Consider the following 24,653-nt stretch of genomic DNA (forward strand, 5'->3'; position numbering starts at 1 on the left):
ATCGACGCCATGAGCACGCCTCTGAAGACCCTGATCACGAAACTGAACCCGCTGTGCCGCCACGCGACCGAGCGTGCGGCGAGCGCGTGCCTGGCGCGCGGCCATTACGAGGTCGATCTGGAGCACCTGTTCCTCGCGTTGCTCGAGGAAGCGACGGGCGACCTGCCGCTCGCATTGCGCGCGAGCCGCGTCGATCCGCACGCGCTGCGCGCCGATCTGGAGCGCGAACTCACGCGCCTGAAGACGGGCAACACGCGCACGCCGGTGTTCTCCGTGCATCTGATCGCGCTGTTCGAACAGGCGTGGCTGATCGCTTCGCTCGACTCGCAGCTCGGCCGAATTCGCTCCGGCCACCTGCTGCTCGCGCTGCTGACCGCGCCCGATCTCGCGCAGTTCGCGCAACGGATGTCGTCGCAGTTCGCGGAAATGAACGTGACGGACCTGAAGCACAAGTTCGACGAGATCATGGCCGGCTCGAGCGAAGCCGAGCCGCGTCAGGCGGACGACGAGGGCAGCGACGTCGCGCCGGCCGCCGATGGCATGGCACCGGCCGCCGGCCCGTCGAAGACGCCCGCGCTCGACACGTACACGACCAATCTCACGCAGCGCGCGCGCGACGGCAAGATCGATCCGGTGATCGGCCGCGAAGCCGAGATCCGCCAGGCGATCGACATCCTGATGCGCCGCCGCCAGAACAACCCGATCATGACCGGCGAGGCCGGCGTCGGCAAAACGGCGGTCGTCGAAGGGCTCGCGCTGCGGATCGCGGCCGACGACGTGCCGCCCCCGCTGCGCGGCGTCGCGCTGCATGTACTCGACATGGGGCTGCTGCAGGCCGGCGCGAGCGTGAAGGGCGAGTTCGAGAACCGCCTGAAGAGCGTGATCGACGAGGTGAAGAAGAGCGCGCATCCGATCATCCTGTTCATCGACGAGGCGCACACGATCATCGGCGCGGGCGGCCAGGCCGGCCAGAACGACGCGGCGAACCTGCTGAAGCCGGCGCTCGCACGCGGCGAGCTGCGCACGATCGCTGCGACGACGTGGAGCGAATACAAGAAGTATTTCGAGAAGGATGCGGCGCTCGCGCGCCGCTTCCAGGTCGTGAAGGTCGAGGAGCCGAGCGAGCCGCTCGCGGCCGCGATGCTGCGCGGGATGTCGGGCCTGATGGAGAAGCACTTCAACGTGCGGATCCTCGACGATGCGATCACCGAGGCCGTGCGCCTGTCGCACCGCTACATCAGCGGCCGCCAGCTGCCGGACAAGGCGATCAGCGTGCTCGACACCGCGTGCGCGAAAGTCGCGCTCGCGCACAGCGCGACGCCGGCGGCGATCGACGACACGAAGAAGCGCATCGAGCGGATCGACGCGGAAATCGCATCGCTGGAGCGCGAGGCGGCGGGCGGCGCGCCGCACGACGAGCGGCTCGGCGAATTGCGCGGCGCGCGCGATACGGCCCTTGAACAACTCGCGAAGGACGAAGCGCGCTACGAGGCGGAGCGCGTGATCGTCGCCGAGATCGCCGGACTGCGCGACACGCTCGACAAGGCGCGCGGCACGTCGGAAGACGGCCAGCCGGTCGACGTGCAGGCGACCCGCGACACGCTCGCGGAGCGCGTCGCAGCGCTGCATGCGCTGCAGGGCGGCGAGCCGATGGTGCCGCTGCAGGTCGACGGCCACGTCGTCGCCGAGATCGTCGCCGCGTGGACGGGCATTCCGCTCGGCCGGATGGTGAAGGACGAGATCGACACCGTGCTGAACCTGCAGCCGCTGCTCACCGCGCGCGTGATCGGCCAGGACCATGCGCTCGACGCGATCGCGCAGCGCGTGCGCACGGCCACCGCGAACCTCGAGGATCCGAACAAGCCGCGCGGCGTGTTCATGTTCGTGGGGCCGTCGGGTGTCGGCAAGACCGAGACGGCACTGGCGCTGGCCGACGTCCTGTACGGCGGCGAGCGCAAGATGGTCACGATCAACATGAGCGAGTATCAGGAAGCGCACAGCGTGTCGGGCCTGAAGGGCTCGCCGCCGGGCTATGTCGGCTATGGCGAGGGCGGCGTGCTGACCGAGGCCGTGCGCCGCAATCCGTATTCCGTCGTGCTGCTCGACGAGGTCGAGAAGGCGCACCCGGACGTGCTCGAGATGTTCTTCCAGGTGTTCGACAAGGGCGCGATGGACGATGCGGAAGGGCGCGAGATCGACTTCCGCAATACGCTGATCATCCTGACGTCGAACGTCGGATCGGCCGCGGTGATGCAGGCCTGCCTGAACAAGCCGGCCGAGGAGCTGCCCGACCCGGACGCACTCGCCGAGACGCTGCGACCGCAGCTGTACAAGACCTTCAAGCCCGCGTTCCTCGGCCGGATGAAGGTCGTGCCGTACTATCCGATTTCCGACGACGTGCTGGTCGAGATCATCGAGCTGAAGCTCGAACGCATCCGCCGCCGGATCGAGGCGAACCACAAGGCCGCGTTCGAATGGGACGAGTCGCTCGTCGAGGCGGTGCTCGCGCGCTGCACCGAGGTCGACTCGGGGGCCCGCAACGTCGACCATATCCTGAACGGCACGCTGCTGCCGGAGATCGCGGGCCACGTGCTCGGCCGGATCGCCGACGGCGCGGCCATCGCGCGCATCGCGGTGCGCGCGGACGAGGCCGGCGAATTCACGTACACCGTCGAATGAGCGCGGCCGCGCAACGCCCAAGCATTGATGAACTGACCGAACCATGCCGATCAATCTCCCCGAGCTGCTGACGCCGATCAGCGATGCGTCGCCCAGCGGCGGCGACCTGCTGTTTTCGAACGAATTCGACGCGATCCAGGACGCGCGGCGCTACGACGACCCGACGCTCGACCAGGGCGAATGGGTGACCGAGATCAAGGAGGCCGACTGGGGCTTCGTCGTCGACCATGCGGGTGAGCTGCTGCGCACGCGCACGAAGGACCTGCGGCTCGCCGTGTGGCTGACCGAGGCGCTCGCGCTGGAGGACGGCATCACCGGTCTCACCGAAGGCTATGCGCTGCTCGAGGGCCTGTGCCGGGAGTTCTGGGACACCGTCCACCCGCTGCCCGAAGACGATGACACCGAGCACCGGCTCGGCAACGTCGCGTGGCTGTCCGGCCGCACGGCCGAGCTGCTGCGCGCGGTGCCGATGACGGACGGCGCGTCGAACGCGTTCAGCACGCTCGACTGGGAAGTGGCGCAGCACGTCGCGCAGTCGATCAAGCGCGACCCCGAACACGCGGACGACATCGCGCGCGGCAAGCCGTCGATCGAGCAGATCGACGCGTCGCGGCGCGTGACGCCGATCGCGTTCTACACGGCGCTGCTGGCGAACCTGAAAGCGTTCGAATTCGCGCTCGATGCGTTCGAGGAGCGACTCGTCGAGCGCGCGGGCGATTCGGCGCCGAGCTTCCGGCAGGCGCGCGACGCGTTCGAGACCGTCTACCGGCTCGCCGAGCGCTTTGCGCGCGAGCAGGGCTATACGGGCAGCGCGCCCCACACGCAGGCAGCGCAGCAGGCGCAACCCGAGCGTATCGAGCCGGTATTCGGCCATCCGGTCCAGACCGAGGAGACTCACGTGCAGCAGCAGACCGCTTCGCGTCCGCCGGTGACGCAGATGATCGCCGGCATCCAGAACCGTGCGCAGGCCGTCGACCAGCTGCGGGCGGTGGCGCGCTATTTCCGCCAGACCGAGCCGCACAGCCCGGTCGCGTATCTCGCCGACAAGGCGGCCGAATGGGCCGACATGCCGCTGCACAAGTGGCTCGAGAGCGTCGTGAAGGACGACGGCTCGCTGTCGCATATTCGCGAGCTGCTGGGCGTGCGCCCCGACGAGCAGTCGTAAACGCACGACGGGCGGCGCATTGCTGCCGCCGCCCGTCGTGCGCCGCGCCGCGCCGCCACGGAGCGGCCGGCCGGTCCGCCGTTACTGCCCCACGCGGAATTCGATCCGCCGGTTCCGGGCCCGCCCGTCGGCCGTATCGTTCGGCGCGATCGGTTGATCCGGCCCGACGCCCGTCGTCGTCATCTGCTGCGGCTGAATGCTCTTCGTGATCAGGTAGCCCTTCACCGCGTCCGCGCGCGCCTGGCTCAGCGCGATGTTCGATGTCCGGTTCCCCGAGTTGTCGGTGTGACCGATGATGTCGACCGTGCGGTTCTGCATCTTCGCGAGCGCGGCCGCCATCTGGTCGAGGATCAGCCGGCCCTGCGGCGTCAGCGTCGCGCTGCCGGTCTCGAACTCGATCGTCCGGTTCGCGAGCGTCTGGTCGAGCACCCCCTGCTCGGACGCCGACACGCGCAGCCCGTTCTTGATCGTGTACGTCGGGTTCAGCGTGTTCGCCATGTCGCTCGCGAGCTGCTGGCGTTGCGCCTCGTTGTGTACCTCGCCCTTCACCTCGATCTGCGTGCCGTTGATCTTCAACTGGCCCTTGCTGATCTGCTTGAGCTGCGCGCCGAGCAGCTTCTGCACGTTCGCGCTCCAGTTCGGCGGCGTCGCGACGTCGCCCACCTCGATCTGGTCGACGACGTTGGCCGCGCCGTAGGTATCGCGCAGCTTCTGCAGCACGGCGGCCTTGGTCGCCTCGTCGGGTACCTTGCCGCCGGCCACCACCTGGCCGGGTGTCGCGTTCGCGGGCGGCGGCGTGATCGTGCCGGCCGTGCCGTGCACCACCGCGCCGGACGCGGCGCCGGCGTTCGGGTTCGCCTGCGGCAGCGTGGTCGTCGCGACCGTGCCGTTGCCGACCGGCGTGACGGTCGCGCCGGTGTTTTGTGCGAAGGCCGCGCCGCTTGCGACGAGGCCGGCGGCGAACAGGGCGGCGAGGGCGGGCGAGACGGCGGCCGAAAAGCGTGCGCGCCGGACGTGAATCGTGCGATGCATCCCGTCAGCCTCCGATGAACGCTTCGCGGAACGCGTCGATGGCGACGCGCAGCGAGAGTTGCGGTTGGTCGAGGTAGCTGACGAGCTTGCTGATCTGGTGATCGTTTTGCGCATGGGCGTCGATCCACTCGGGATCGTCGATGTCGATGTTGTGGGCGGCGTAGGTCTGCGGGTCGACGACGCTCAGCAGCGTCTTCGCCGACGCGCCGTTGAAGCCGATGACGAGCCGTTCGCGTTCGGCGATCGTGCCGATGAAGATCGCGAGCTCGAAGTCGGCCTGCGCGACGAACGGCGCGATCAGTTCGAGCCAGAACGCGGCGACGAGGCTGCGGTAGAACGGATCGACCGGCAGCGGCAGCGTCAGGCCGCGTTCGATGTGCGACGAGCCGCTCTGCATCACCGGCCGCAGCAGCGAGCCGAGCGCGAGCATCGCGCCGCGCAGCCGCACCGGATGACCGCTTTCGAGCAGCATCTCCTGCAGGCCGTACAGCGACTGGTGTTCGATGAAATCGTTGAAGGTGCCGTCATGCGATGTGCCGGGGCCGCCGACGTCGATCGGCACCTGCGTGTCGCCGAGCGCCTGCAGCGCGCCGGGCGGCTCGTCCTTGCCGAGCAGCGGCGGGATCTGCGTGGCGACGCGCGACCACAGCCGCGCGAACGCGAGCGGGCTGCGCGCGAGGAACGCGAGTGGCCGGTCGACCTCGAGCGCGGTTGCGCCGAGGAACGGGAAACGGCGCATCGACACGTCGTGGCTCGCGACCATGTGGCCCGCGATCGCGAGCTTGCTGCGCGAGCCGAGGAACGCGAAATGCATCGGCTTCGCATCCTCGTAGACGATCTTCCAGCGCGGATCTTCCGCAAGCAGCTCGAGCGCCTGCGCAATCCAGCGATCGAGCGTCTGCAGCAGCTGCGGATTGTGCGCGCTCTTCACGAAGTCGCCGCGCGACGGAATCTTGCCGAAGTAGGCGATCTGCGCCTGTACGGTTTGCGTCATTGCGCCCCCTGTGCATTCGTTGCGTTGGCGGCCGCGACGGCCGGCGCTGCGGCCGGCGCGCCCGTGCCGGCGGACTGGGTCGCGTTCTGCGCGGCGCCCGCGCTCGCGTCGGCGACCGACGACGGCAGTTGCAGGCCGCGCAGGCTTTGCTGCTGCGGCTGGTCACCGCCACCGCCCGACGGCTGCGACGTGCTGATGATGCGCATCGTCACCGACACGTTCACGCTGCCTTGTACCCACGTCAGGTCGAAGGTGCCGTCCGGACGGCGCTTGCGTTGCGCCGAGTTGATCAGCTTCTCGAGACCGTAGCGGCCCGGCTCGTTGACGAGCTGCACCGTGCGGCCGTCGAAGGTCGTCGCGGACAGCGTCGCGCCCGGCGAGCCCTGCGGGTTCGGCCACACGAAGTTGGTCCACTGCGGCGGCGTGTTGCGGTAGCGCAGTTGCTGGCCGTCGATCGCGATCGTGTATTCCGTCGTGCCCGTGCTCGGCTGCGGCAGGATCTGGAACACGGTCTGCGGCTCGGACGACGCGGCCGCGCTGCCGGCGGCACCGCCCGCGAGCGGGGCGACCCAGCGCGCGAAGCCGTTCGTGAAGTCCGGCGTGAGCCCGATGCCCATGTCGCCCCACGTGCGGGCGGCGAGCGTGTCGCCGCGGCGCACCGCGAGCGGCCCGAGCGTCGTGCCGACGAACTTCGCGATCGAGCCGTCCGGACCGAACACCTGCGCGATCTCGCCGGCGCCGGCCTCGACCTTCGCGCTGGCCGCGAACGGGTACTTCGTCGCGAGCGAGTTCTGGAACGGCTGGTAGACCTGCGCGTTCCACACCTTGTTGACTTCGGTGCTGGCCGGCTGGATCACGACCGCGAACGCCTGCATCAGCGGCCGCACGAGCAGCGGACGCAGCGACTTGCGTTGCGAATCGGTGAGGCCCGTCAGCATCTGCTCGTCGACGAGCTTCAGCGAATCGGCGAGTTCCGAACCGTTGCCGTCGAGCGTCTGCTGCATCAGCTGGCGCGCGCCCGGGCCCGGGTCGCCCTGGTTCTTGATCACGTTGAAGCGCGTGCGGACCTTCGACAGCGAATCCATGTAGCCCTTGAGCATCGACGTGCCGTCATGCGTCGCGACGATCCGCGCGAGCCCGACGAACTCCTGGCCGATCGGACCCATCGGCACCTCGGCCGGATTGCCGTTGATGTCGATGTTGGCGGCCGCCACCTGGCCGGCCTGCGAGCGCGAGAACAGCTGCTTGACCCAGTTCACGACGCCGGTCTGCGCCTTCTTGATCGTCACGTTCGCGAGCGACGGGTTGTCCCACGACGTCTGGTCGTACGCAGTCTCGAGGATCTTGCGGATCGGCGAATCCTGCGGGTCGCCGAGGCGGTTCATCCCGTCGACGGCCTGGCCGAAGCTGCTGAAGCCCTGCACCGCGATGCCCTGCATGAACTTCTGCCAGTGCTGCGCGTACTCGGTCTTGTACATGCCGACGAGCGTCTTCTGGATCTGCTCGGGGCTGCCCTCGAGCGTCAGGTCGTCCTGCGTCGACGTGTTCAGCACCCAGTCCTTCGCCTGCAGTTCCTTGGTCGCCGCATCGCGGATCGCCGGCTGCACGTAGTCGAACCACGCTTCGCGCGTGAACGTGCCCGGAATCGCGTAGCTGCCGGCCACGAGCCCCTGGTTGCCGTCGCCGACGATGCGCGCGATGGTCATCGGCGCGAAGCGGGTCGACGCGCGTGCCTTGATTTCCTCGTAGACGCGCTGGCGGGCCGGCATGCCGCGCACGACGCGGCGCAGGTTCTCGCGGGTCTGGTCGACGAGCGCGAGGTTCGCGTCGATCATCGGCCAGTCGTTGTCGTTCACGCGGGACAGGTAGAACGAGATCATGCGCTCGGCGCTCTTGATCATCTCGTCACGCGGCATGTTGCCGCGATTCGTCTCGAGCCAGCCGCGCCAGAAGCGGGCGAGCTGGTCGGTCAGATGCGCCTGTTCGACGTGACGCTTGTCGGACAGCATCAGGTACGTCTTCAGCGCGTTGTACGCGTCCTGCACGTTGGTCGGCGATGCATCGCTGTAGAGGCCGCCCTGCGGTGCGGCAGCCTGTTGCGGAGCGGCGGCCGGCGTGGTGCCGGACGCGGCCAGCGCGGCGCCGGCCAGCGGCGCGGCGCCTGCCGCGTTCGTCGAGACCGGCAGCGTGCCGCCCTGTACCGCGCCCGATTCGGGCGGGCGCGTCATCGGCACGAGCTGCTCGGGGTGCGCGTTCACGTCCTTCATGAACGACGCGAGGTTTTGCGACACGGGGACCAGCAGGATCTGGCGCACGCCGTTGTAGTACTCGGTCAGCAGGTGCTGCTCGAGACGGTCGCCCTGGTACAGGCCGAGCGATACCGACAGCGGCTTGTCGCGGCGGAACTGTTCGAGCTGTTCGATCCGGTCTTCGAGGATGTCCATCGCCTGCAGGCGCGACTGCAGGTCGTTGCGGCCCTGCTGCAGGCGCGTGACGTTGTCGAGATCGGCCTGCACGTTCGAGACGAGCTGCTGGTTGCCGATCGTCGACCAGGTCCAGCCGCCGAGCGCGATCGCGAGCGCCGCGACGAAGCCGAAGAAGGTCGCGTAGCGCAGCCGCGTCTTGGTCGGGCTCGCGAACTGGCGCACCGTTTGACGGTCGGCGAAGATCACCTTCGAGAACAGGTCGCGCAGGAAGAAGCCGTTCTTCGAGAATGCGCTGTGCGGTTTCGGCAGCGCGTTCCCGTCGAGGCCGAAGCGGTGCGCGATGCGCTGCGCGGCCGTGCTGTTGGTTTCGCCTTCCTGCAGCGCGCTGGTGAAGTAGAAGCCGCGGAAGATCGGCTTGTACTGGAACGGGTTGTTCTCGAACAGCGTCGCGAGGAACGCGCGCAGCGACGGCTTGATCGTCGAGAATTCGAGCGGGAAGCTCAGTTGGCCCGGCGACAGCTGGTTGCCGCGCGACAGCGACAGCTGCGCGACGCTGATCTCTTTCAGCCCTTCGTAGAGCTCCTCGAAGTGCGTGTCGAATTGCGCGACGACGTCACGCTTGTCGTCGGGCTCGTAGGGCAGGGTGGCGCCCCACACGCGGTCGTACTCGTGCTTGTCGCTGCTGCTGAAGAATTCGGTGAAGCCGGTGATCAGGTCGGCCTTCGTGAACATCACGTAGACCGGCGCGAACACTTCCAGCTTTTCCGTCAGCTCCTGAACGCGCTGGCGGAGGTTCTTCGCGAGGTTGATCGCGAACTCGGGGCGGTTGCCGGTGAGTTCGGCGATGCTCGCGGTGACGATGATGCCGTTGATCGGCGCCTTCGGACGATAGCGCTTGAGCAGGCCGAGGAAGCCGAGCCACTCGCTGCGGTCTTCTTCGTGCACCGAGTAGCGGCCGGCCGTGTCGAGCAGGATCCCTTCGGTCGTGAAGAACCAGTCGCAGTTACGCGTGCCGCCGATGCCGTGGATCACGGCGCTGTTCTTGTCCGCGAACGGGAACTGCAGGCCGGAATTGAGCACGGCGCTGCTCTTGCCCGCCGCCGGGTTGCCGATCACGATGTACCACGGCAGTTCGTACAGCGCGGAGCCGCCCGATACCTGGCCGATCTTCGACGTCTTGATCGTCTTCACCGCGTCCGACAGGCGCGTGCGCAGCACGTCGAGGTCGGCCGTCTTCGCGTCGGGCGCGAGCGCGGCGGCGGCGGGCGCGGTGATCTTGCCGGTTTCCGCCTGCTCTTCCAGTACCTGGCCGAGCTGCTGGTTCGCACGCTTCACGCGCCAGCGGCGCCACAGCGCGACGACGAGCCACAGCGCGAGGATCGCCGCAAAAGCCATTGCCGCCCACAGGAGCGGCAACTGCAGCATGTCGGCGACGATGAAGAGAATGGCCGCTAGCGCGACGATCCCGACAATCGAGAGCGTACGCGGATGAGTCAGCACGTTGAGGATGCGTTGCATAGGACGTTCAGGTTCCGGTGCGATTCGGTGAGGCGACGCAGGCGCGCCGAGCGGCAAGGGTGGCGCCGCGATGTGTCGCCATGCTGTCAAACGGGATGAAGGGGGCTGGCATCAATGCGCCCGCGGCATCGGAGAAGGCGCGCGCATTAATGAAAGGACGCTGTGAGATTTAAAACGGAAGCGGCGGCCGGAAAAAATCGCGCACCGGAATGCCCGAGTTTCTGCGTCGCCCATATCGTTTCCTGCCGGGATATTAAAAAGCCCCATGCCGCCCTCATTATTTCCTGTCCGGCAGCCCTGGCTAGCTGCCGCGTCCCAGTTTAAAACCGGGTTTATGGTATTCCACGTGCCCGAGATCCATCATTTTCCATCGGCCGCCCCAGGTCAGGCCGACTTGCTCGGCGACCTGGCCGTACAACTGATAGCCTCGCATCGCCCACGGATCTTTCTCGGAAATGACCAGCTTGCCGTCGCGCAGGAATGCGTTATCGGCCGCCAGCCCGAATTGGTGATAACTCTGGAAGGCTGCCGCGTTGGTCACGTTGCTGCCCATCTGCGCCAGCCGGTTCTGCCGATCCGGGCTCCGGTAACCTTCCAGCAGCGCCATTTCATAACCGTATTGTTCGTGCATGATCTTGTAGACCAGCAGCAAACGCGTACGGAAATCCGGGTCCAGCAGGTTCCAGTCGCGGCTCGCATCCTTCAGCGCCGGACGGATCTGTTCGACTTCCTTGGTGGCGAAGACTTCCGGCGGCAGCGGCGGGGGCGGCACGAGTTGTTCGCCCTGCAGCAGCGCGGCGATTTTCTCGTCGGGCACGCGCGCCGTGTCGTCGTACTGGAACAATTGCCGGCCGCGTAACGCAATGGCGACCAATGGCGGCGTCGCAAGAATACCTGCCGATACCATAATCATCAAGCGCCGCCGAATCAGTAAATTTTGCACATCGCTTAATGCGCCGCGCGTAACGCTTGCCGATTTAACAATCTGACTCCGCGTCCGGGCGGCGCGATCGTTCGCACGGCGCGTAAGACGGCCGTGAAACTGGGCAACGGATTCGAAAACGGTCGCGCGGATACCCGGTAAAAGCAACAGTGCCGCAACCGCGACGGCAAGGGCGAAATAGGCGACGAGTGCGACGGCAATCAAAGAAATCCCCGGAAATTGGAATTGATTGTGTTTTGCAATGCTTGCTCTTAGAATCAGGCTGCTTCGAGAGGCCGGGCTATATTATCGCGGTGAATTAAACCAGGATTCAATGAGACGCTGAATGAGTGCGCCGGAAAATTCAAATTCGAAAACTCCGCCCAGCCTGCTGTCCGATACTAAACCGGCAGGCGAGGGAGGACCTCGGCAGTCGCGCATTCTCGCGGATCTGGAAGGACGTGTCACGCCGCCCGCCGAGCCGCCGCGCCGTTCGCTGAAGGCGCCGATCGCGGCCGTCGTTGCTTTGGTGGTGGCCGTCGGCGGCTGGGGCGCATGGCGCATGCAGCAGCCGTCGGGCGAGCAACCCGCCGCCGTCGCGGCCGTGACGCCGCCCGCAGCGGCTGCGCCGGCCAAGGCCGCACCGGCCAGCGATACGGCCGTACAGGTCGCGCAGAATGGCGCGTCCGCCACATCCGCTGTGCAACCGGCCACGATCGTCAACGACGATGCAGCCTCCCAGTCCGTTGCATCCGCATCCGCTTCGTCCGCGTCTGCCGCGGACGGCAGCCGCCTGTCGCGCGCACTTGCCAATGGCGCCGATGACGCGTCGGGCGCGGCCACGGGCGGTGCGGCCGCAACTGCCGCGGCCGCCGCAGCCGCGACGACCAAGGCCGCGAAGGCCGACGCCGCGAAGAGCGCGAAGGTCGCCGCGCACGGCAAGGCCGACACGAAGGCCGATGCGAAGGCGGAAGCCCGCAAGCATCACAAGGAACAGCAGGCCGAACTCGCGCAGGCGAAGAAGCGTCGCGATGCGACGCCGGCCCGTACCGCGAAGGCTGGCGGGAAGGACGATCCGGATGCCGATCTGCTCGCGGCGCTCGTCGCGCGCACGAAGCCGGCCGACAAGAAACTCGCCGCCCAGAAGGGGCAGGCCGTGCCGACCAAGGCGGCCGCGGCGACCGGCGGCTCGCTGGGGGCGCGCGTGAAGGAGTGTTCGGAGCGCGGTTTCTTCGAGGATCAGCTGTGCCGCTGGCGCGTGTGCGACGGCCACTGGGGCAAGGATCCCGCGTGCCCGAGCGCCGCCCAGTCGGAGACGCGGCAGTAACGCGTCCTGCGCATGCCGCCCGGTCTTGTCCGCGCCGCCCGTTGGGCGGCGCGTTGCTTTGGGGGCAGGGAAGCTGCCGGTATGATGCGGCCTGAGACTGTCACGCGTGCGTCACGCCCGTCGGGCATACGTCTCCTTTCCTTTCCCGGCGCGGGCTCGCGACCCGCGATGCGCGGCGCGCGCCGCACGACCTTCGACACGATGGACCTGATCGTACAGACTTACGGCGCGGATACGTCCGGCATGGTGTGCGGATTCCGCTTCGTTCCGGGCGGATCCGGCGCGATGCTCGATGCCGACGCGGCCGCCGCGTGGCTGCGCACGTGCCGCGAGCACGGCGCGGGCGCATCGGGCGATTTCGTCTGGCTGCACTTCAATCTCGCGCACGGCGCGAGCGAGCGCTGGATGCGCACGCATCTCGGGTTGCCCGACAGCTTCTTCGAATTCCTTCACGAAGGCTCGCGTTCGACACGCATCGAGCAGGAAGACGGCGCGTTGCGCGCGATCGTCAACGACGTGATGTTCAACCTCGAGCTGACGCCGTCGGAGATCGCGACGCTGTTCGTCCACGTCGAGCGGCGCATCATGGTGACCGCACGGCTCAAGCCGTTGCGCTCGGTCGACACGCTGCGCGCGTGCGTGCGCGACGGCGAGCAGTTCCGGTCGCCCGCGGAACTGCTCGTGCACCTGCTGCGCGACCAGGCCGACCTGCTGAGCCAGATCATGCGGCGCACGAGCGTCGACGTCGACCGCATCGAGGATCGCTTCCTGTCGCAGCGGCTCACGTCGAGCCGCATCGAACTCGGCGCGATGCGCCGCACGCTGACGCGCCTGCAGCGCATGCTCGCGCCGGAGCCCGGCTCGATCTTCCGGCTGCTCGCGAAGCCGCCCGCGTGGCTGCATATGGAAGACGTGCAGGAGCTGCGCGAATCGACCGAAGAGTTCTCGCTGGTGCTCGCCGATCTCGCGGGACTCAACGAGCGGATCAAGCTGCTGCAGGAAGAGATCGGCTCGCGCCTCGACGAGCAGAACAACCGGACGCTGTTCACGCTGACGCTCGTGACCGTGATCGCGCTGCCGATCAACATCGTCGCCGGCTTCTTCGGGATGAACGTCGGCGGCGTGCCGTTCTCGGAGAACAAGCACGGCTTCTGGATGATGGTGCTGCTCGTTGCGGGCTTCACGGCGCTGGCCGCATGGTGGGCGTTCCGGCGCCGCAACGACCGCTAGCGCAAGCGCCGCATCACCGTATCAACGCAGCAACGCGATCGCGCGTTCGCCGATCACCATCCCGAGCAGGCCGACGAGCGCAACGAGCGGCGGGGCCGGCGAGCGCACGTGCAGCAGCGCGTACAGCACGCCGACGCCGAGGCCCACCGCGAGCGAGGTCACGTAATCCATCATGGCGGTCTCCCGTGCGGTCCGGCGTCAGGGCTTGAGGATCACGCGCTCGCGCGCGCCGGCCAGCACCGCGCGGTAGGCGTCGTGCGCGCGCTCGAGCGGGTACACGTAGTCGTCGCCGATCGGGAACGGACGCAGCGTGCCGTTGCCGAAGCCGGGCGCGAGCGTGTCGAGGATCTGCGCGACCGCGTCGCCGCCGAGCTGCAGCGAATCGATCCCCACGAACGTATGCTGGCCGCGATAGAACGCGAAGATGTCGAACGGTACGCTTCGGTCGATCGTCGAGATGAAGATCTGCCGCGCGCCGATCGCCATCGATGCGTTCGCGGCTTCGAAATACGGGCTGCCGACCGTGTTGTAGACGATGTCCGCGCCGTGGCCGCCGGTGGCCGCGCGTACCGCGTCGGCCACCTGTTCCTTCGACGCGTCGATCATGTGCACGTCGCCCGACGCGTGGCCGCGATAGCCGCCGGCACTGCGCTCGACGCCGATCACGGTCGCGCCGCGCGCGCTCGCGAGCTGGATCGCGGCCTGGCCGACCTTGCCGTTCGCGCCGAACACGAGCACGACGTCGCCGGCCGCCGGCATGCCGGCGCGGCGCAGGCCCTCGTACGCGGTGACGAACGGCACGCCCACGCCGGCCGCTTCGTCGAGCGTCAGCACGGCCGGCTTGCGGCGCACGTGTGCGGCATCCAGCACGAGCCATTGCGCGTGCGAGCCGTCCCGCCCGACGCCGAGATCGCCGCCCGAACCCCACACCGGCGCGCCGATCCAGCCGTCCGGGCCGCTGCGCACGATGCCGGCCCAATCGCGCCCGGGCGTACGCGGCCACACCGCGTGCGGCATGCGGCCGAGCGCGGCCTTCACGTCGCTCGGGTTCACGCCGGCCGCGCGCACCTCGATCAGCATCTGGCCGCCGGCCGGTACGGGCGTGTCGATTTCCCGGACCCGGGCGTCGAGCGACTCGATGTCGGCGGCGGGGGTGTCGAAGCGGATGCTGCGCATGATGATCTCCGTGACGGATGGCTGCCGCGCGGCCCGGCAGGCCGGCGCGTGCGGCGGATGAAAACGATGCATGCAGTCTAGTAGGCCCGGTTTGACGCGGAAACGTGCAAAGGCGGATGATTGTTTTGCGTTTTCCGCATAGCCCAATCCGAAGGTCACGAATGGACGACTTCCTTTCCCCGCACCTGGCGCTGTTCGTCGACGTGGTCGACCAGCAGAGTTTCTCGGCGGCGGCGCGCCGGCTCGGCGTCGCCGCGTCGTCGGTCACGCGGCGCATCGATCGCCTCGAAGCGCAGCTCGGCATCCGCCTCCTGCATCGCACCACGCACGCGCTGCGGCCGACCGAGGCCGGGCAGCTGCTGTACGGGCGCGCGACGCGCATGCTGGCCGAACTGCGCGGCCTGCAGGAGGATCTGCACAGCCAGCACGACGAGCCGGGCGGGCTGCTGCGCGTCGACTGCCCGGCGCCGTTCGGCCGGCGGCACCTGATGGCCGCGCTGGCCGCGTTCATGCAGCGTCATCCGGCGCTGCAGGTCGACCTGGTGCTGACCGACAGCATGGTCGACCTGCAGGGCGCGCGGCTCGGCTCCGACGTTGACCTCGCGGTGCGCATCGGCCCGCTCGAGGACACGCGCTTCGTCGCGACGACGCTGGCGCCGCAACGGCGCGTGCTGTGCGCGAGCGGTGCGTACCTCGCGCGGCGCGGTGCGCCCGAATCGCCGGACGCGCTCGCCGGTCACGACTGTCTCGCATGGCATGGCACGCCGCCGCCGGGCGCGTGGCGCTTCGGCGAGCGTCGCCACGTGCCCGTGCAGCCGCGGTTTCGCAGCAATCACTCGGAGGCGTTGCTCGAAGCGGCGATCGACGGGCTCGGACTCGCGCACCTGCCGACCTGGCTCGCCGGGGACGCGCTGCGCGACGGACGGTTGCATGCGGTGCTGCCGCAGTACGCGGCGGCGCCCGAAACGGCGACGATCCACGTGTTGCGCCAGCAGGCGCGCGGCAGTGCGCGCACCTCGCGGCTCGTCGCGTTCCTCGCCACGTGGTTTGCGCAGCCGGCGTGGGACGCCGCGTGGGCGTGACGGCGAGCGGGCGCCGCGCGGAAATAAAAAAGGGCCTCGCATGCGAGGCCCGTCAAAGGTCGGAGAAGCCGGTACGCCGGCCGGCGCCGCGGGCTGCGCGGCACCGGCCGGAGGCGCACCGTTACTGCGTCACTACCTTGCGCGGCTTGAAGACGCCCTGATAGTGCAGTGCCGGGCGTTCCTTCGTCGTCAGCTCGACGCCGCCGAAGGTCGGCGTCTGGCGCAGCTTCATCGCGGCCGGCGAAGCGACCGAGCCGATCGACGTCGAGCGCGAGGCCGGCGCGAGGTTGTTCGCGACGAGCAGCGCGGCTTCGCTCTTCAGGTTCGACAGCAGCACCGGATCGGTCGAGCCGTTGACCTGCGTGAGCAGCCCGCTCCAGGCCGCGTCGCTGTAGTTCACGACGTAGTAGTCGAGACCGCTCGGGTCGGCGACCACGCCCGTGCAGCCGTCGATCCGCGTCTGCGTCTGCGTGTCCTTCAGCGCGAGCGTCGTGCGTTTCGCGAGACCCTGGCCGTACGCGAGCGTGATCGGCACCGTCCACTGCACGCCCGGATACGCGTTCTTGTTCGGGAACGGCTGCTGTTTCAGCGTGATGACCGTCTGGTTCTTCGTCAGGTCGCACTGCGTGTCGAGCGAGATCAGCGGCACGCCGGTCTGGCGCACGAAGCTGTCGCCGATCGGGCCGATTGCCTGGCCGCTTTCCTTCGACAGGGCATCCCACAGGCGCTTCGGCGTACCGTTGCCGAACGAGTAGTCGACCAGGTACTGCTGCAGGCCCTTGCGCAGCGTCTGCTCGCCGAGATAGTTCTCGAGCGTCTTCAGCACGTGGCCGCCCTTGTCGTACGTGAACGCGCTGGCGCTCAGCACGAAGTCGTTCGACGCCCAGCCGTTGAAGTTCGGCGCGACCGGGAACGCGTTCGGGCCGATGTCACGATTGATCACGCGGTACTTGTTCTTCACCTGGTCGAGCCAGCTGAACTCGTTGGGGAAGAACTGGATCGTCGTCTTCGTCTCGAAGAACGTCGCGAACGACTCGTTGAGCCACACGTTGTCCCACCAGTCGGCCGTGACGAGATCGCCGAACCACTGGTGCGCGACTTCGTGCGTCAGCACCTCGTTGCCGTAGTGCGACATCGGCTGGCCCGGCTGCGGGAGGATGTCGTCGGCGAACTCGAGAATCGATCCCCAGTTCTCCATCCCGCCGAAGTTCAGGTCCTTCTGATCCTTGAACGCGTCGTTCGCGGCCACGGTGTCGAACTTCGTCAGCGGCAGCGCGATGCCCGTGTAGCGGTAGTAGAAGTCGAGTGCCTGCTTGGTGCGGTCCATCGCCGGCTTCGCCCAGTCGCTCATGCCCGGCGGCGTGAACACGCGCAGGTGCAGGCCGCCCTTGCCGCCCGGCAGCGGGCTCGTGAAGTCGTCCTCGTAGGTGTCGAACAGGCCGCCGCCGAAGAACAGCAGGTACGACGGCATCGGCGGGGTCTTGTCGAACTGCACGAGCTTGTAGCCGCCGCCGACGTTGGTCGACGGCTTCTCGGCCGCGTTCGACACGACACGCCAGCTCTGCGGCACTTCGGCCGTCACTTCATAGGTCGGGCGGAAGGCCGGCTCGTCCCAGCCGGGGAACCACTGGCGCGACAGGTTGGTTTCGCCCTGGGTCAGGATCGCGCCGCTCGTCTTGCCGTCGGTGCCTTTCAGGTCGACGCGGAAGATGCCTTCCGCGGCCGAGCAGCCCGGATACGGATCGTCGCCGCAGCTGCCGCCCGTCTTCGCGACCGGATCGTCATACGACTTGAAGTTGATGATGCCCGACCACTCCATGTGCAGCGAATAGTTGCCCGGCGAGATCGTGCCGCTCACGGGGCGCAGCTGATAGAAGTCGCCCTTGTCCTGCGGGGTCGCGATCAGCTGGATGTTGCCCGGCTGCAGCGTGATGCGGCCGTTCGTGAACTTGATCCGGTGGCCGGCGATCACGATGTTGTTGACCGGCTTCAGCACCTTGATTTCGACATCGGCGCGGCCGTCGAACGCGTTCAGCGCTTCGTTCGGGCGGAACCACAGCCGGTAGTTCACGGGCACCACGGTGTCCGGCAACTCGACAGGCGACACGCTCTTGTCGACGTTGGACGCGCTCGGCGGCGCGGTGACGGCGGGCGACGAGCCCGTATGCGGCGCGCCGGCGGAGCTGAGCGCGGAAGCGGAGCCTGCACCGCCGTCGTCGCCGCCGCACCCGGCGAGTGCCAGTGCGGCGACGAGCGGCAGATAACGCATCTTGCGAATATGAATCGACATGACTGAAACCTCGATTGTAGAAAGAATCGTTCAGTGCTGCGAAAACGCCGGCAAAAGCAATCCCCTCGCCGTTAATCGACGGCGAAAAAATGGCAATGACGGATTATTCGAAAAGACGGTAGCCGACTACGTGTAGGTAATCATGGTTTACTGCCCCCTCTGGATTTCCGGATATTGGTTAACTTGCCGGTTCAAAATGGCCGGACGCGTGTTGTACTGAATTGATTTCGCGCGCACGACACCGGGCCGCACGCCCGGCGCGGGCGCGCGATCCCTTTGAACCGACGACCTACGGGGCTGGCCGGGCCAGTCCGCAGGACGGAAGGAAGGCGTGTCGCCGTTCCGTAAATTCGCCGTCATGCGGCTTCAAGGTTTGTCGGCTTGCTCCAAGGATGCGTAAATATACTTGATGGTTTTAGGTAAAGGAAACGAAAAATTTAGAAAGAGCATCTATCGAATTCTCCGCGCTTCATTGAATGCTGGAAGTCATTAATTCGCTTTCCGTTTAGCTGGCGATTTCGTAGTTTTAATCTATTAACGATCTGGCGTCGCGGCGAAAACTACGAAATCCGGCGTGAGGCGGCATGCTCGGTACAATGCCTCGACGACCCGCTCACCGATCGCCGCGAGGAGGCCTTCCCATGCCACGTGCCCTGTTCCGTATCGCGCTGCTGCGCGCCATGCCGCTGCTGTTCACCGCCGTGTTCCTGCTCGGCGGTTGCGCGGGGCTGACGCGCGCGCCGTTGAGCGTGACGGTCGTCGGGCTCGACCCGCTCGTCGGGCAGGGGCTCGAGATGCGTTTCAGCCTGAAGTTGCGCGTGCAGAATCCGAACGATGCCCCGATCGACTATGACGGCATTTCGGTCGCGCTCGACCTGAACGGCACGCCGTTCGCGAGTGGCGTCAGCGATCGAACGGGCACCGTGCCGCGTTTCGGCGAGGCCGTGCTCGACGTGCCCGTTTCGGTATCGGCTTTCGCCGCCGCGCGGCAGGCGTGGAACCTGCCCGGCGCGGCCGCGAACGGCGAGCTGCCGTATGCGCTGCGCGGCCGGCTCGCCGGCGGCGTGCTCGGTACCGTGCACTTCAACGACGCGGGCACGCTGCGTCTGCCGGCGATGCCGGGGTGGGGCGGGTAGTTCGTGCGGTCGCGGTCAACATCGGCCAAATATTGCCGAAAATTGACTAATTGACGGTCTTCAACGTTCATTCTGATGCGATCTCGATTTTCTCCGACGATGCCCATAGACTGGCCGGTGTCCGAGGGCCGGACATTCTTCCAGGAGAAAACCATGGCGGCAAAATTCGAGATCAAGCAAGCCACGAACGGTCAGTACTACTTCCACCTGAAGTCGGCGAACGGCGAGATCATCCTCGCGAGCGAGCGGTACCAGGAGAAAAGCGGCGCGAGAAACGGGATCGCGTCCGTGCGTGAAAATGCACCGCTGGACCATCGTTACGAGCGCAAGCTCGCCCACAACGGTGAGCCGATGTTCAACCTGAAGTCCGCGAATCACCAGGTCATCGGTACCAGTGAAACCTACTCGAGCGTGCAAGCACGCGAGAACGGCATTGCGGCCGTCAAGCGCGATGCGCCCGTTGCGGAAGCGTTCGATCTGGCCTGATCGCCGGTTGCGCCGCGACAGGCGCCTTCGGGCCCGCGTCGCGGCGCCTGTTTTGCCGGGTCGGGCAAAGCGCGGTATGGTGTGGTCCGCGCGGTGAATTCCCGCCGCCGTTGAAGCCAACCGTAACCGAGTTCGCGTGACCGATTTCCCCGTTTTCCACTGGGCCGACGCCGACGGCGCCGATCATGCCGTGCGCTGGCGCTCCGAAGCCGGCGTGCAACCGCCGAAGCGTGCGGTGCCCGCTGACGACCGCCTCACGGCCGACGTGGCCTACCGCCTTGCATGCGAGGGCACCGCGCTCGTCTGGCAGGGCGATTTCCAGAATGCGCGCCAGCTCGTGCAGGCGATGGCGCGCCGTGTCGAACGCAAGCCGAAGAAGGCGAAAACCGCGGCCGGCGTCGATGCATTCAACCTGCATCGCCTCGCGCAGTCGCAGCGCGCCCGTACGCTCGGCATGCTGCTGATCCCGCTCGACGCCGATTACACGATCCCGCTGCGCCGCGCGCCCGACGTGCGCGCCGCCTGCGAGGAAGCGTACGGGCCCGGCGGCGCGCCGTCGGTCGTGTCGCTGCGCGAACTGCTCGGCCTCGTCGGCGCGCATGAGTGGCGCAAGAAGGGGGTGCCGATCCCGGCGCTCGGCGGTGCGCCGATTCACCCGCACTACGGCGTGTTCTCGCCGGTGCGCGGCGAATACGTCGAGCTCGTGGCGCGTGCCCCGCTGCCGGCGACGTCGCTCGCGTTCGACATCGGTACCGGCACGGGCGTGCTGGCGGCCGTGCTCGCATCGCGCGGCGTCGCGCGCATCGTCGCAACCGACCAGGATCCGCGCGCGCTGGCCTGCGCGCGCGAGAACGTCGCGCGGCTCGGTCATGCCGGCCAGGTCGACGTCGTCGAGGCCGATCTCTTTCCGGCCGGCCGTGCGCCGCTCGTGGTCTGCAACCCGCCTTGGGTGCCGGCCCGGCCGAGCGCGCCGATCGAATACGCGGTCTACGACCCCGACAGCCGCATGCTGCGCGGCTTCCTCGCGGGGCTCGCCGCGCACCTCGAGCCGGGCGGCGAAGGCTGGCTGATCCTGTCCGATTTCGCCGAACATCTCGGCCTGCGGCCGCGCGACACGCTGCTGCAATGGATCGACGAAGCGGGCCTCGTCGTGCTCGGCCGCGACGACATCCGTCCCGCGCACCCGAAATCGACGGACGCCGACGATCCGCTGCACGCGGCGCGCCAGGCCGAGGTCACGTCGCTGTGGCGGCTCGGCGCGCGAGTCCGAGCCTGACCGCGCATTTTCGGTAAACTGTCGCCATTCCTCACGAATTCCCGCCGCCGGGCCGTGGTCGACCGACCGTGGCCCGGCGCCGCATCACGATGTCGAACCAGACCCACGAAATCCGTCCGGAGCAGTCCGTCGAACTGCTGAAGGAACTGCACATCCTGACCCGCGACGGCAAGCTGAACCAGGACAGCCGCCGCAAGCTGAAGCAGGTCTATCACCTGTTCCAGTTCATCGAGCCGCTGCTCGCCGGCGTGCAGGCCGAAAAAAGCAACGTGACGCTCGTCGATCACGGTGCCGGCAAGTCGTATCTCGGCTTCATCCTGTACGACCTGTTCTTCAAGCAGCAGCCGGGGCACGGCACGCCGGCGTTCGCGTCGCACGTGTACGGGATCGAGACGCGCGAGGCGCTCGTCACGCGCTCGATCGAGCTGGCCGCGCGGCTCGGGTTCGACGGCATGTCGTTCCTGAACCTGTCGGTCGCCGATTCGATCACGTCGCCGCAGCTACCCGAAACCGTCGATGTCGTCACCGCGCTGCATGCCTGCGACACGGCGACCGACGACGCGATCCGCTTCGCGCTCGCGAAGCGCGCGCAGCACATCGTGCTGGTGCCGTGCTGCCAGGCGGAAGTCGCGGGCGTGCTGCGCAAGAACAAGGGCAAGTCGCTCGCGAATGCGCTGACCGAGGTGTGGCGGCATCCGCTGCATACGCGCGAATTCGGCAGCCAGATCACCAACGTGCTGCGCTGCCTGCAGCTCGAAGCGCACGGCTACCAGGTCAGCGTGACCGAACTGGTCGGCTGGGAGCATTCGATGAAGAACGAGCTGATCGTCGCGCAGTACAAGAACCTGCCGCGCCGGCGGCCCGGCGAGCGGTTGAACGAGATCCTCGGGATGTTCGGCCTCGCCGAACTGAACGAGCGCTTCTTCGTGGCGCAAGCCGCGGCAGCGGGCGGCGACGCCGTCGAGCCGGCCGAAGGCTGACGCGCAGCCCGCGCGCCCGCGCAGCGCGTCAGACGTCGTCGCCCGGCCGGCGCATCCATTCGCGCCAGCCGTCGTGGCCGAGGCGGCGCAGTGTTTCCTGATTCTTTTCGTAGATCGCGGACGCGTCCGGGAACGCGTCGACCGCGCGCGCGATGCTGTCTTCGCGCAGCAGGTGCAGGATCGGGTACGGCGCGCGGTTCGTGTAGTTCTCGATGTCGTCGGGCCCGGTGCCTTCGAACCGGTATTGCGGATGGAAGCTCGCGATCTGCAGCACGCCGTCGAGCCGCAGTTGCTGCACGAGCCGCTCGGCAAAGAACAGCGCATCGTTGTAGTCGACGAAATCGGCGAACGCATGCGGGAAGATCACGAGCGTCGTGTCGACCTGCTGCGGGTCCGCTGCGTCGAGCGCGCGTAGCTCGGTTTCGAGTTCGGCGAGTGCGTCTTCCAGCGTCGTCGCTTCGCTGATCGCGTAGCGCACCTGTTCCTTCACATAGACGCTTTTCGCGAACGGGCACAGATTGAGCCCGATCACCGCGCGCGCGAGCCAGTACCGCGTGGCGGCGAGGATGTCGTCGTGCGATTCGGGGCGGGTATCGGTCATGGTGAAACCAGTCGGGCGGAGGAGCGGCGAGGGCCGCATTGTAGCGGGCCCGCCGCGCTCGGGCGCATGCGCCCGGTCAAGCGCACGCGGCTTCGATCAACTGCGTGACGAGCGCCGGCGCGGTGCCGATCGGCGTTTCGCCGTGCCGGTAGGTCTGGCTCGCCGCGTAGATGCCTTCGACCACCAGCGCGAGCGCGTCGGCCAGCGCCTTCGGTTGCCGCGCGCCGGCGCCCTCGCATAGCGCGACGAGCCGCTTCATCAGCTGTTCCTTGTTCTGCGCGACGCGCTCGCGCGCCGGGTGCGACGCGTCCGGAAATTCGGCGGCGACGTTGACGAACGGGCAGCCGCGATAGTCCTTCTGCGTCGCGCGCTCGGCAAGGTCGACGAAATACTGGATCAACTGCGCCTTCGGCTGGCCCGGATGTTTCGCGGTGCTCGTATCGAGGCGCTCGAAGAAACACGCATCCATCCGCTCCAGATACGCGAGGATCAGCTCGTCCTTCGACGAAAACTGGCGGTACAGGCTCATCTTGTTGACGCCCGCGCGCTCCACGACGGCCTCGACGCCGACCGTGCGAACCCCTTCCTTGTAAAACAGCTCCTCGGCGGCGCGCAGCAGGTGCTCCTGAGCGGTGGCGCCGTCCATCGGCCGGCGCGTGCGGCGCGCCAGCGGTTTGGCGATCTCGATGCCCGACATGATGACCCTCGGCTGCATAGTGAATTGCTTGACATGTTACCGACTGGTAACTACGATCGCAACACACTTGTGACCGGTCGGTAACAATCGCGGCCGGATCAACAGACAAATGCCAAGCGTCGGCCCGGGTCAGCCGATGTTGAAATGTGCGGCGGAGGTGGCCTGGTTGGGGCGGAGCGGGCGCGATGGCGCCGGAACCGCCAACTGGAGAACGCGAAGATGAACTGGGCAGTGACACGAATCGGCGGGCGCTTCCATTACGGATGGCTCGCGGCGGCGGTGGTATTCCTGATCTTGCTGGCGGCAGCCGGCACGCGCGCGACGCCGAGCGTGCTGATGGTGCCGCTCGAGCGCGAGCTCGGCTGGAGCCGGGCGGCGATTTCGCTGGCGATTTCGGTGAACATCGCGCTGTATGGCCTGACGGGCCCGTTCGCGGCCGCCGCGATGCAGCGCTTCGGGCTGCGTCCGACGATCCTCACCGCGCTCGTGACGATGAGCGTGGGTGTCGCGCTGTCGTCGATGATGACGCAGAGCTGGCAGATGGTCGTGATCTGGGGCCTGATGGTTGGCTGCTCGACGGGCGTCGTCGCGCTGACGCTGTCCGCGACCTTCGTCACGCGCTGGTTCCATGCGCGGCGCGGCCTCGTGATGGGGATCCTGACCGCGAGCACGGCCACCGGCCAGCTCGTGTTCCTGCCGATGCTCGCGGCGATCGCGCAGCACCACGGCTGGCGGCCGGTCGTGCTGGTCGTCGCGGTGGCGGCTGCGATCGTGATTCCGCTCGTTGCCTTCCTGCTGCCCGAGCGGCCGGCCGACGTGCAACTGCGCCCGTACGGCGAACCGGCCGATGCGCCGGCCGCGCCGGACGCGTCGAAGGAGAACCCGCTCGCGGTTGCGTTCCGCACGCTGTTGATGGCGAGCCGTTCGCGCGATTTCTGGCTGCTGTTCTTCAGCTTCTTCATCTGCGGCGCGAGCACCAACGGTTATGTCGGCACGCACCTGATCGCCATGTGCAGCGACTACGGGATGACCGAAGTGCAGGGCGCATCGCTGCTCGCGGCGATGGGCGTGTTCGACCTGGTCGGCACGACGCTGTCGGGCTGGCTGTCCGACCGCTACGACAACCGCGTGCTGCTGTTCTGGTACTACGGGCTGCGCGGTCTGTCGCTGATCTACCTGCCGCATGCGTTCGGGATCGACTTCTTCGGGCTGCCGCTGTTCGCGATGTTCTACGGGCTCGACTGGATCGCGACCGTGCCGCCCACCGTGCGGCTCGCAACCGACGTGTTCGGCAAGGCCGCGGCGCCGGTCGTGTTCGGCTGGATCGTCGCCGGCCACCAGCTCGGCGCGGCGTTCGCGGCGCTCGGCGCAGGGCTGCTGCGTGCGAGCCTCGGCACCTACACGATCGCGTCGATGATCTCGGGCGGACTGTGCATCGTCGGCGCGCTGATCGTGCTGCGGATCAACCGCGGTCCGTCGCGCGCGGCTGCGCAGGCAGCCTGACCACGATGAGCCCGGCCGGCCGCACACGCTGCGGCCGGCCAATGCAGGCACGCAGATTTGCATAGCGCGGGAGGATCGGGCGCGCAGCCGCTCAAGCGGGTATGCTTGCGGTTCGCCGGGCGTTCGCGCCCCT

At 67.7% G+C, this 24,653-nt stretch carries 19 protein-coding genes; 10 read left to right on the top strand and 9 right to left on the bottom strand.

Translation table 11 applies throughout. The annotated features are described in order from the left end of the window. The first annotated feature begins 9 nt into the window (after window positions 1-9). Window positions 10-2,679, top strand: a complete 2,670-nt coding sequence (tssH, locus tag OHZ10_RS02200; protein ID WP_342703500.1) for a type VI secretion system ATPase TssH — start codon at window positions 10-12, stop codon at window positions 2,677-2,679. A gap of 43 nt (window positions 2,680-2,722) precedes the next feature. Further along, window positions 2,723-3,844, top strand: coding sequence for a type VI secretion system protein TssA (gene tssA / locus OHZ10_RS02205; protein WP_059236448.1), 1,122 nt, complete (start codon window positions 2,723-2,725; stop codon window positions 3,842-3,844). An 81-nt stretch (window positions 3,845-3,925) separates the two neighbouring features. On the opposite strand, the gene OHZ10_RS02210 is transcribed toward tssA, so the two are convergent. The 4 genes from OHZ10_RS02210 to OHZ10_RS02225 form a co-directional block, all read right to left on the bottom strand. Further along, window positions 3,926-4,876, bottom strand: a complete 951-nt coding sequence (locus tag OHZ10_RS02210; RefSeq protein WP_059236446.1) for an OmpA family protein — start codon at window positions 4,874-4,876, stop codon at window positions 3,926-3,928. 4 nt (window positions 4,877-4,880) lie between these two features. Beyond that, window positions 4,881-5,870, bottom strand: a complete 990-nt coding sequence (gene tagF, locus OHZ10_RS02215) for a type VI secretion system-associated protein TagF (RefSeq protein ID WP_059236444.1) — start codon at window positions 5,868-5,870, stop codon at window positions 4,881-4,883. Then, entirely contained in the window at window positions 5,867-9,814 is a 3,948-nt protein-coding gene (tssM, locus tag OHZ10_RS02220) for a type VI secretion system membrane subunit TssM (RefSeq protein ID WP_059236442.1), read from the bottom strand. The genes tagF and tssM overlap by 4 nt, the downstream gene beginning before the upstream one ends. Before the next feature lie 301 nt (window positions 9,815-10,115). Then, the gene (locus tag OHZ10_RS02225) at window positions 10,116-10,961 is read right to left on the bottom strand and encodes a M15 family metallopeptidase (protein WP_059236440.1); all 846 of its coding nucleotides are present in this window, start codon (window positions 10,959-10,961) and stop codon (window positions 10,116-10,118) included. 121 nt (window positions 10,962-11,082) lie between these two features. Here OHZ10_RS02225 and OHZ10_RS02230 point away from each other — a divergent pair, with 121 nt between their 5' ends. Together OHZ10_RS02230 and OHZ10_RS02235 are read left to right on the top strand one after the other, a co-directional pair. Beyond that, complete coding sequence (locus OHZ10_RS02230; RefSeq protein ID WP_342703502.1) at window positions 11,083-12,063, top strand: phage tail protein; 981 nt, start codon at window positions 11,083-11,085, stop codon at window positions 12,061-12,063. Between the two features lie 201 nt (window positions 12,064-12,264). Beyond that, window positions 12,265-13,293 carry a transporter gene (locus tag OHZ10_RS02235; RefSeq protein ID WP_059236436.1) on the top strand — a complete coding sequence of 343 codons (1,029 nt, stop codon included), beginning with the start codon at window positions 12,265-12,267 and terminating at the stop codon, window positions 13,291-13,293. 21 nt (window positions 13,294-13,314) lie between these two features. Here OHZ10_RS02235 and OHZ10_RS02240 read toward each other — a convergent pair whose 3' ends face one another. Both OHZ10_RS02240 and OHZ10_RS02245 read right to left on the bottom strand, forming a co-directional pair. Then, a complete protein-coding gene (locus tag OHZ10_RS02240) occupies window positions 13,315-13,467 on the bottom strand; it encodes a DUF1427 family protein (RefSeq protein ID WP_081051886.1) in 153 nt (50 codons plus the stop codon). A 24-nt stretch (window positions 13,468-13,491) separates the two neighbouring features. Continuing rightward, on the bottom strand, window positions 13,492-14,469 hold the full coding sequence (locus OHZ10_RS02245; protein ID WP_059236928.1) for a quinone oxidoreductase family protein: 978 nt from the start codon (window positions 14,467-14,469) through the stop codon (window positions 13,492-13,494). 161 nt (window positions 14,470-14,630) lie between these two features. Between OHZ10_RS02245 and OHZ10_RS02250 the strand changes: the two genes are divergently transcribed. Further along, a complete protein-coding gene (locus tag OHZ10_RS02250) occupies window positions 14,631-15,551 on the top strand; it encodes a LysR family transcriptional regulator (RefSeq protein WP_174993778.1) in 921 nt (306 codons plus the stop codon). A gap of 121 nt (window positions 15,552-15,672) precedes the next feature. Here OHZ10_RS02250 and OHZ10_RS02255 read toward each other — a convergent pair whose 3' ends face one another. Continuing rightward, entirely contained in the window at window positions 15,673-17,841 is a 2,169-nt protein-coding gene (locus tag OHZ10_RS02255) for a M1 family metallopeptidase (RefSeq protein ID WP_059236432.1), read from the bottom strand. Between the two features lie 641 nt (window positions 17,842-18,482). Between OHZ10_RS02255 and OHZ10_RS02260 the strand changes: the two genes are divergently transcribed. The 4 genes from OHZ10_RS02260 (at window position 18,483) to OHZ10_RS02275 (ending at window position 21,719) form a co-directional block, all read left to right on the top strand. Next, window positions 18,483-18,977, top strand: coding sequence for an LEA type 2 family protein (locus tag OHZ10_RS02260; protein ID WP_059236430.1), 495 nt, complete (start codon window positions 18,483-18,485; stop codon window positions 18,975-18,977). Window positions 18,978-19,130: 153 nt separating this feature from the next. After that, a complete protein-coding gene (locus tag OHZ10_RS02265) occupies window positions 19,131-19,463 on the top strand; it encodes a YegP family protein (RefSeq protein WP_059236428.1) in 333 nt (110 codons plus the stop codon). Window positions 19,464-19,599: 136 nt separating this feature from the next. Continuing rightward, complete coding sequence (locus OHZ10_RS02270; RefSeq protein WP_174993779.1) at window positions 19,600-20,739, top strand: methyltransferase; 1,140 nt, start codon at window positions 19,600-19,602, stop codon at window positions 20,737-20,739. A gap of 89 nt (window positions 20,740-20,828) precedes the next feature. Further along, complete coding sequence (locus OHZ10_RS02275) at window positions 20,829-21,719, top strand: class I SAM-dependent methyltransferase (RefSeq protein WP_174993780.1); 891 nt, start codon at window positions 20,829-20,831, stop codon at window positions 21,717-21,719. 28 nt (window positions 21,720-21,747) lie between these two features. Here the strand turns inward: OHZ10_RS02275 and OHZ10_RS02280 are convergent, their stop codons facing one another. Further along, a complete protein-coding gene (locus OHZ10_RS02280; RefSeq protein WP_342703504.1) occupies window positions 21,748-22,320 on the bottom strand; it encodes a DUF1415 domain-containing protein in 573 nt (190 codons plus the stop codon). Window positions 22,321-22,396: 76 nt separating this feature from the next. Continuing rightward, a complete protein-coding gene (locus OHZ10_RS02285) occupies window positions 22,397-23,017 on the bottom strand; it encodes a TetR/AcrR family transcriptional regulator (RefSeq protein WP_174993781.1) in 621 nt (206 codons plus the stop codon). 219 nt (window positions 23,018-23,236) lie between these two features. On the opposite strand from OHZ10_RS02285, the gene OHZ10_RS02290 reads away from it, so the two are divergent. Beyond that, a complete protein-coding gene (locus OHZ10_RS02290; protein WP_342703507.1) occupies window positions 23,237-24,520 on the top strand; it encodes an MFS transporter in 1,284 nt (427 codons plus the stop codon). The last annotated feature ends 133 nt before the right edge of the window (window positions 24,521-24,653 follow it).

It is taken from the genome of Burkholderia arboris, from assembly GCF_038723655.1.
Classification (GTDB): Bacteria; Pseudomonadota; Gammaproteobacteria; order Burkholderiales; family Burkholderiaceae; genus Burkholderia; species Burkholderia arboris.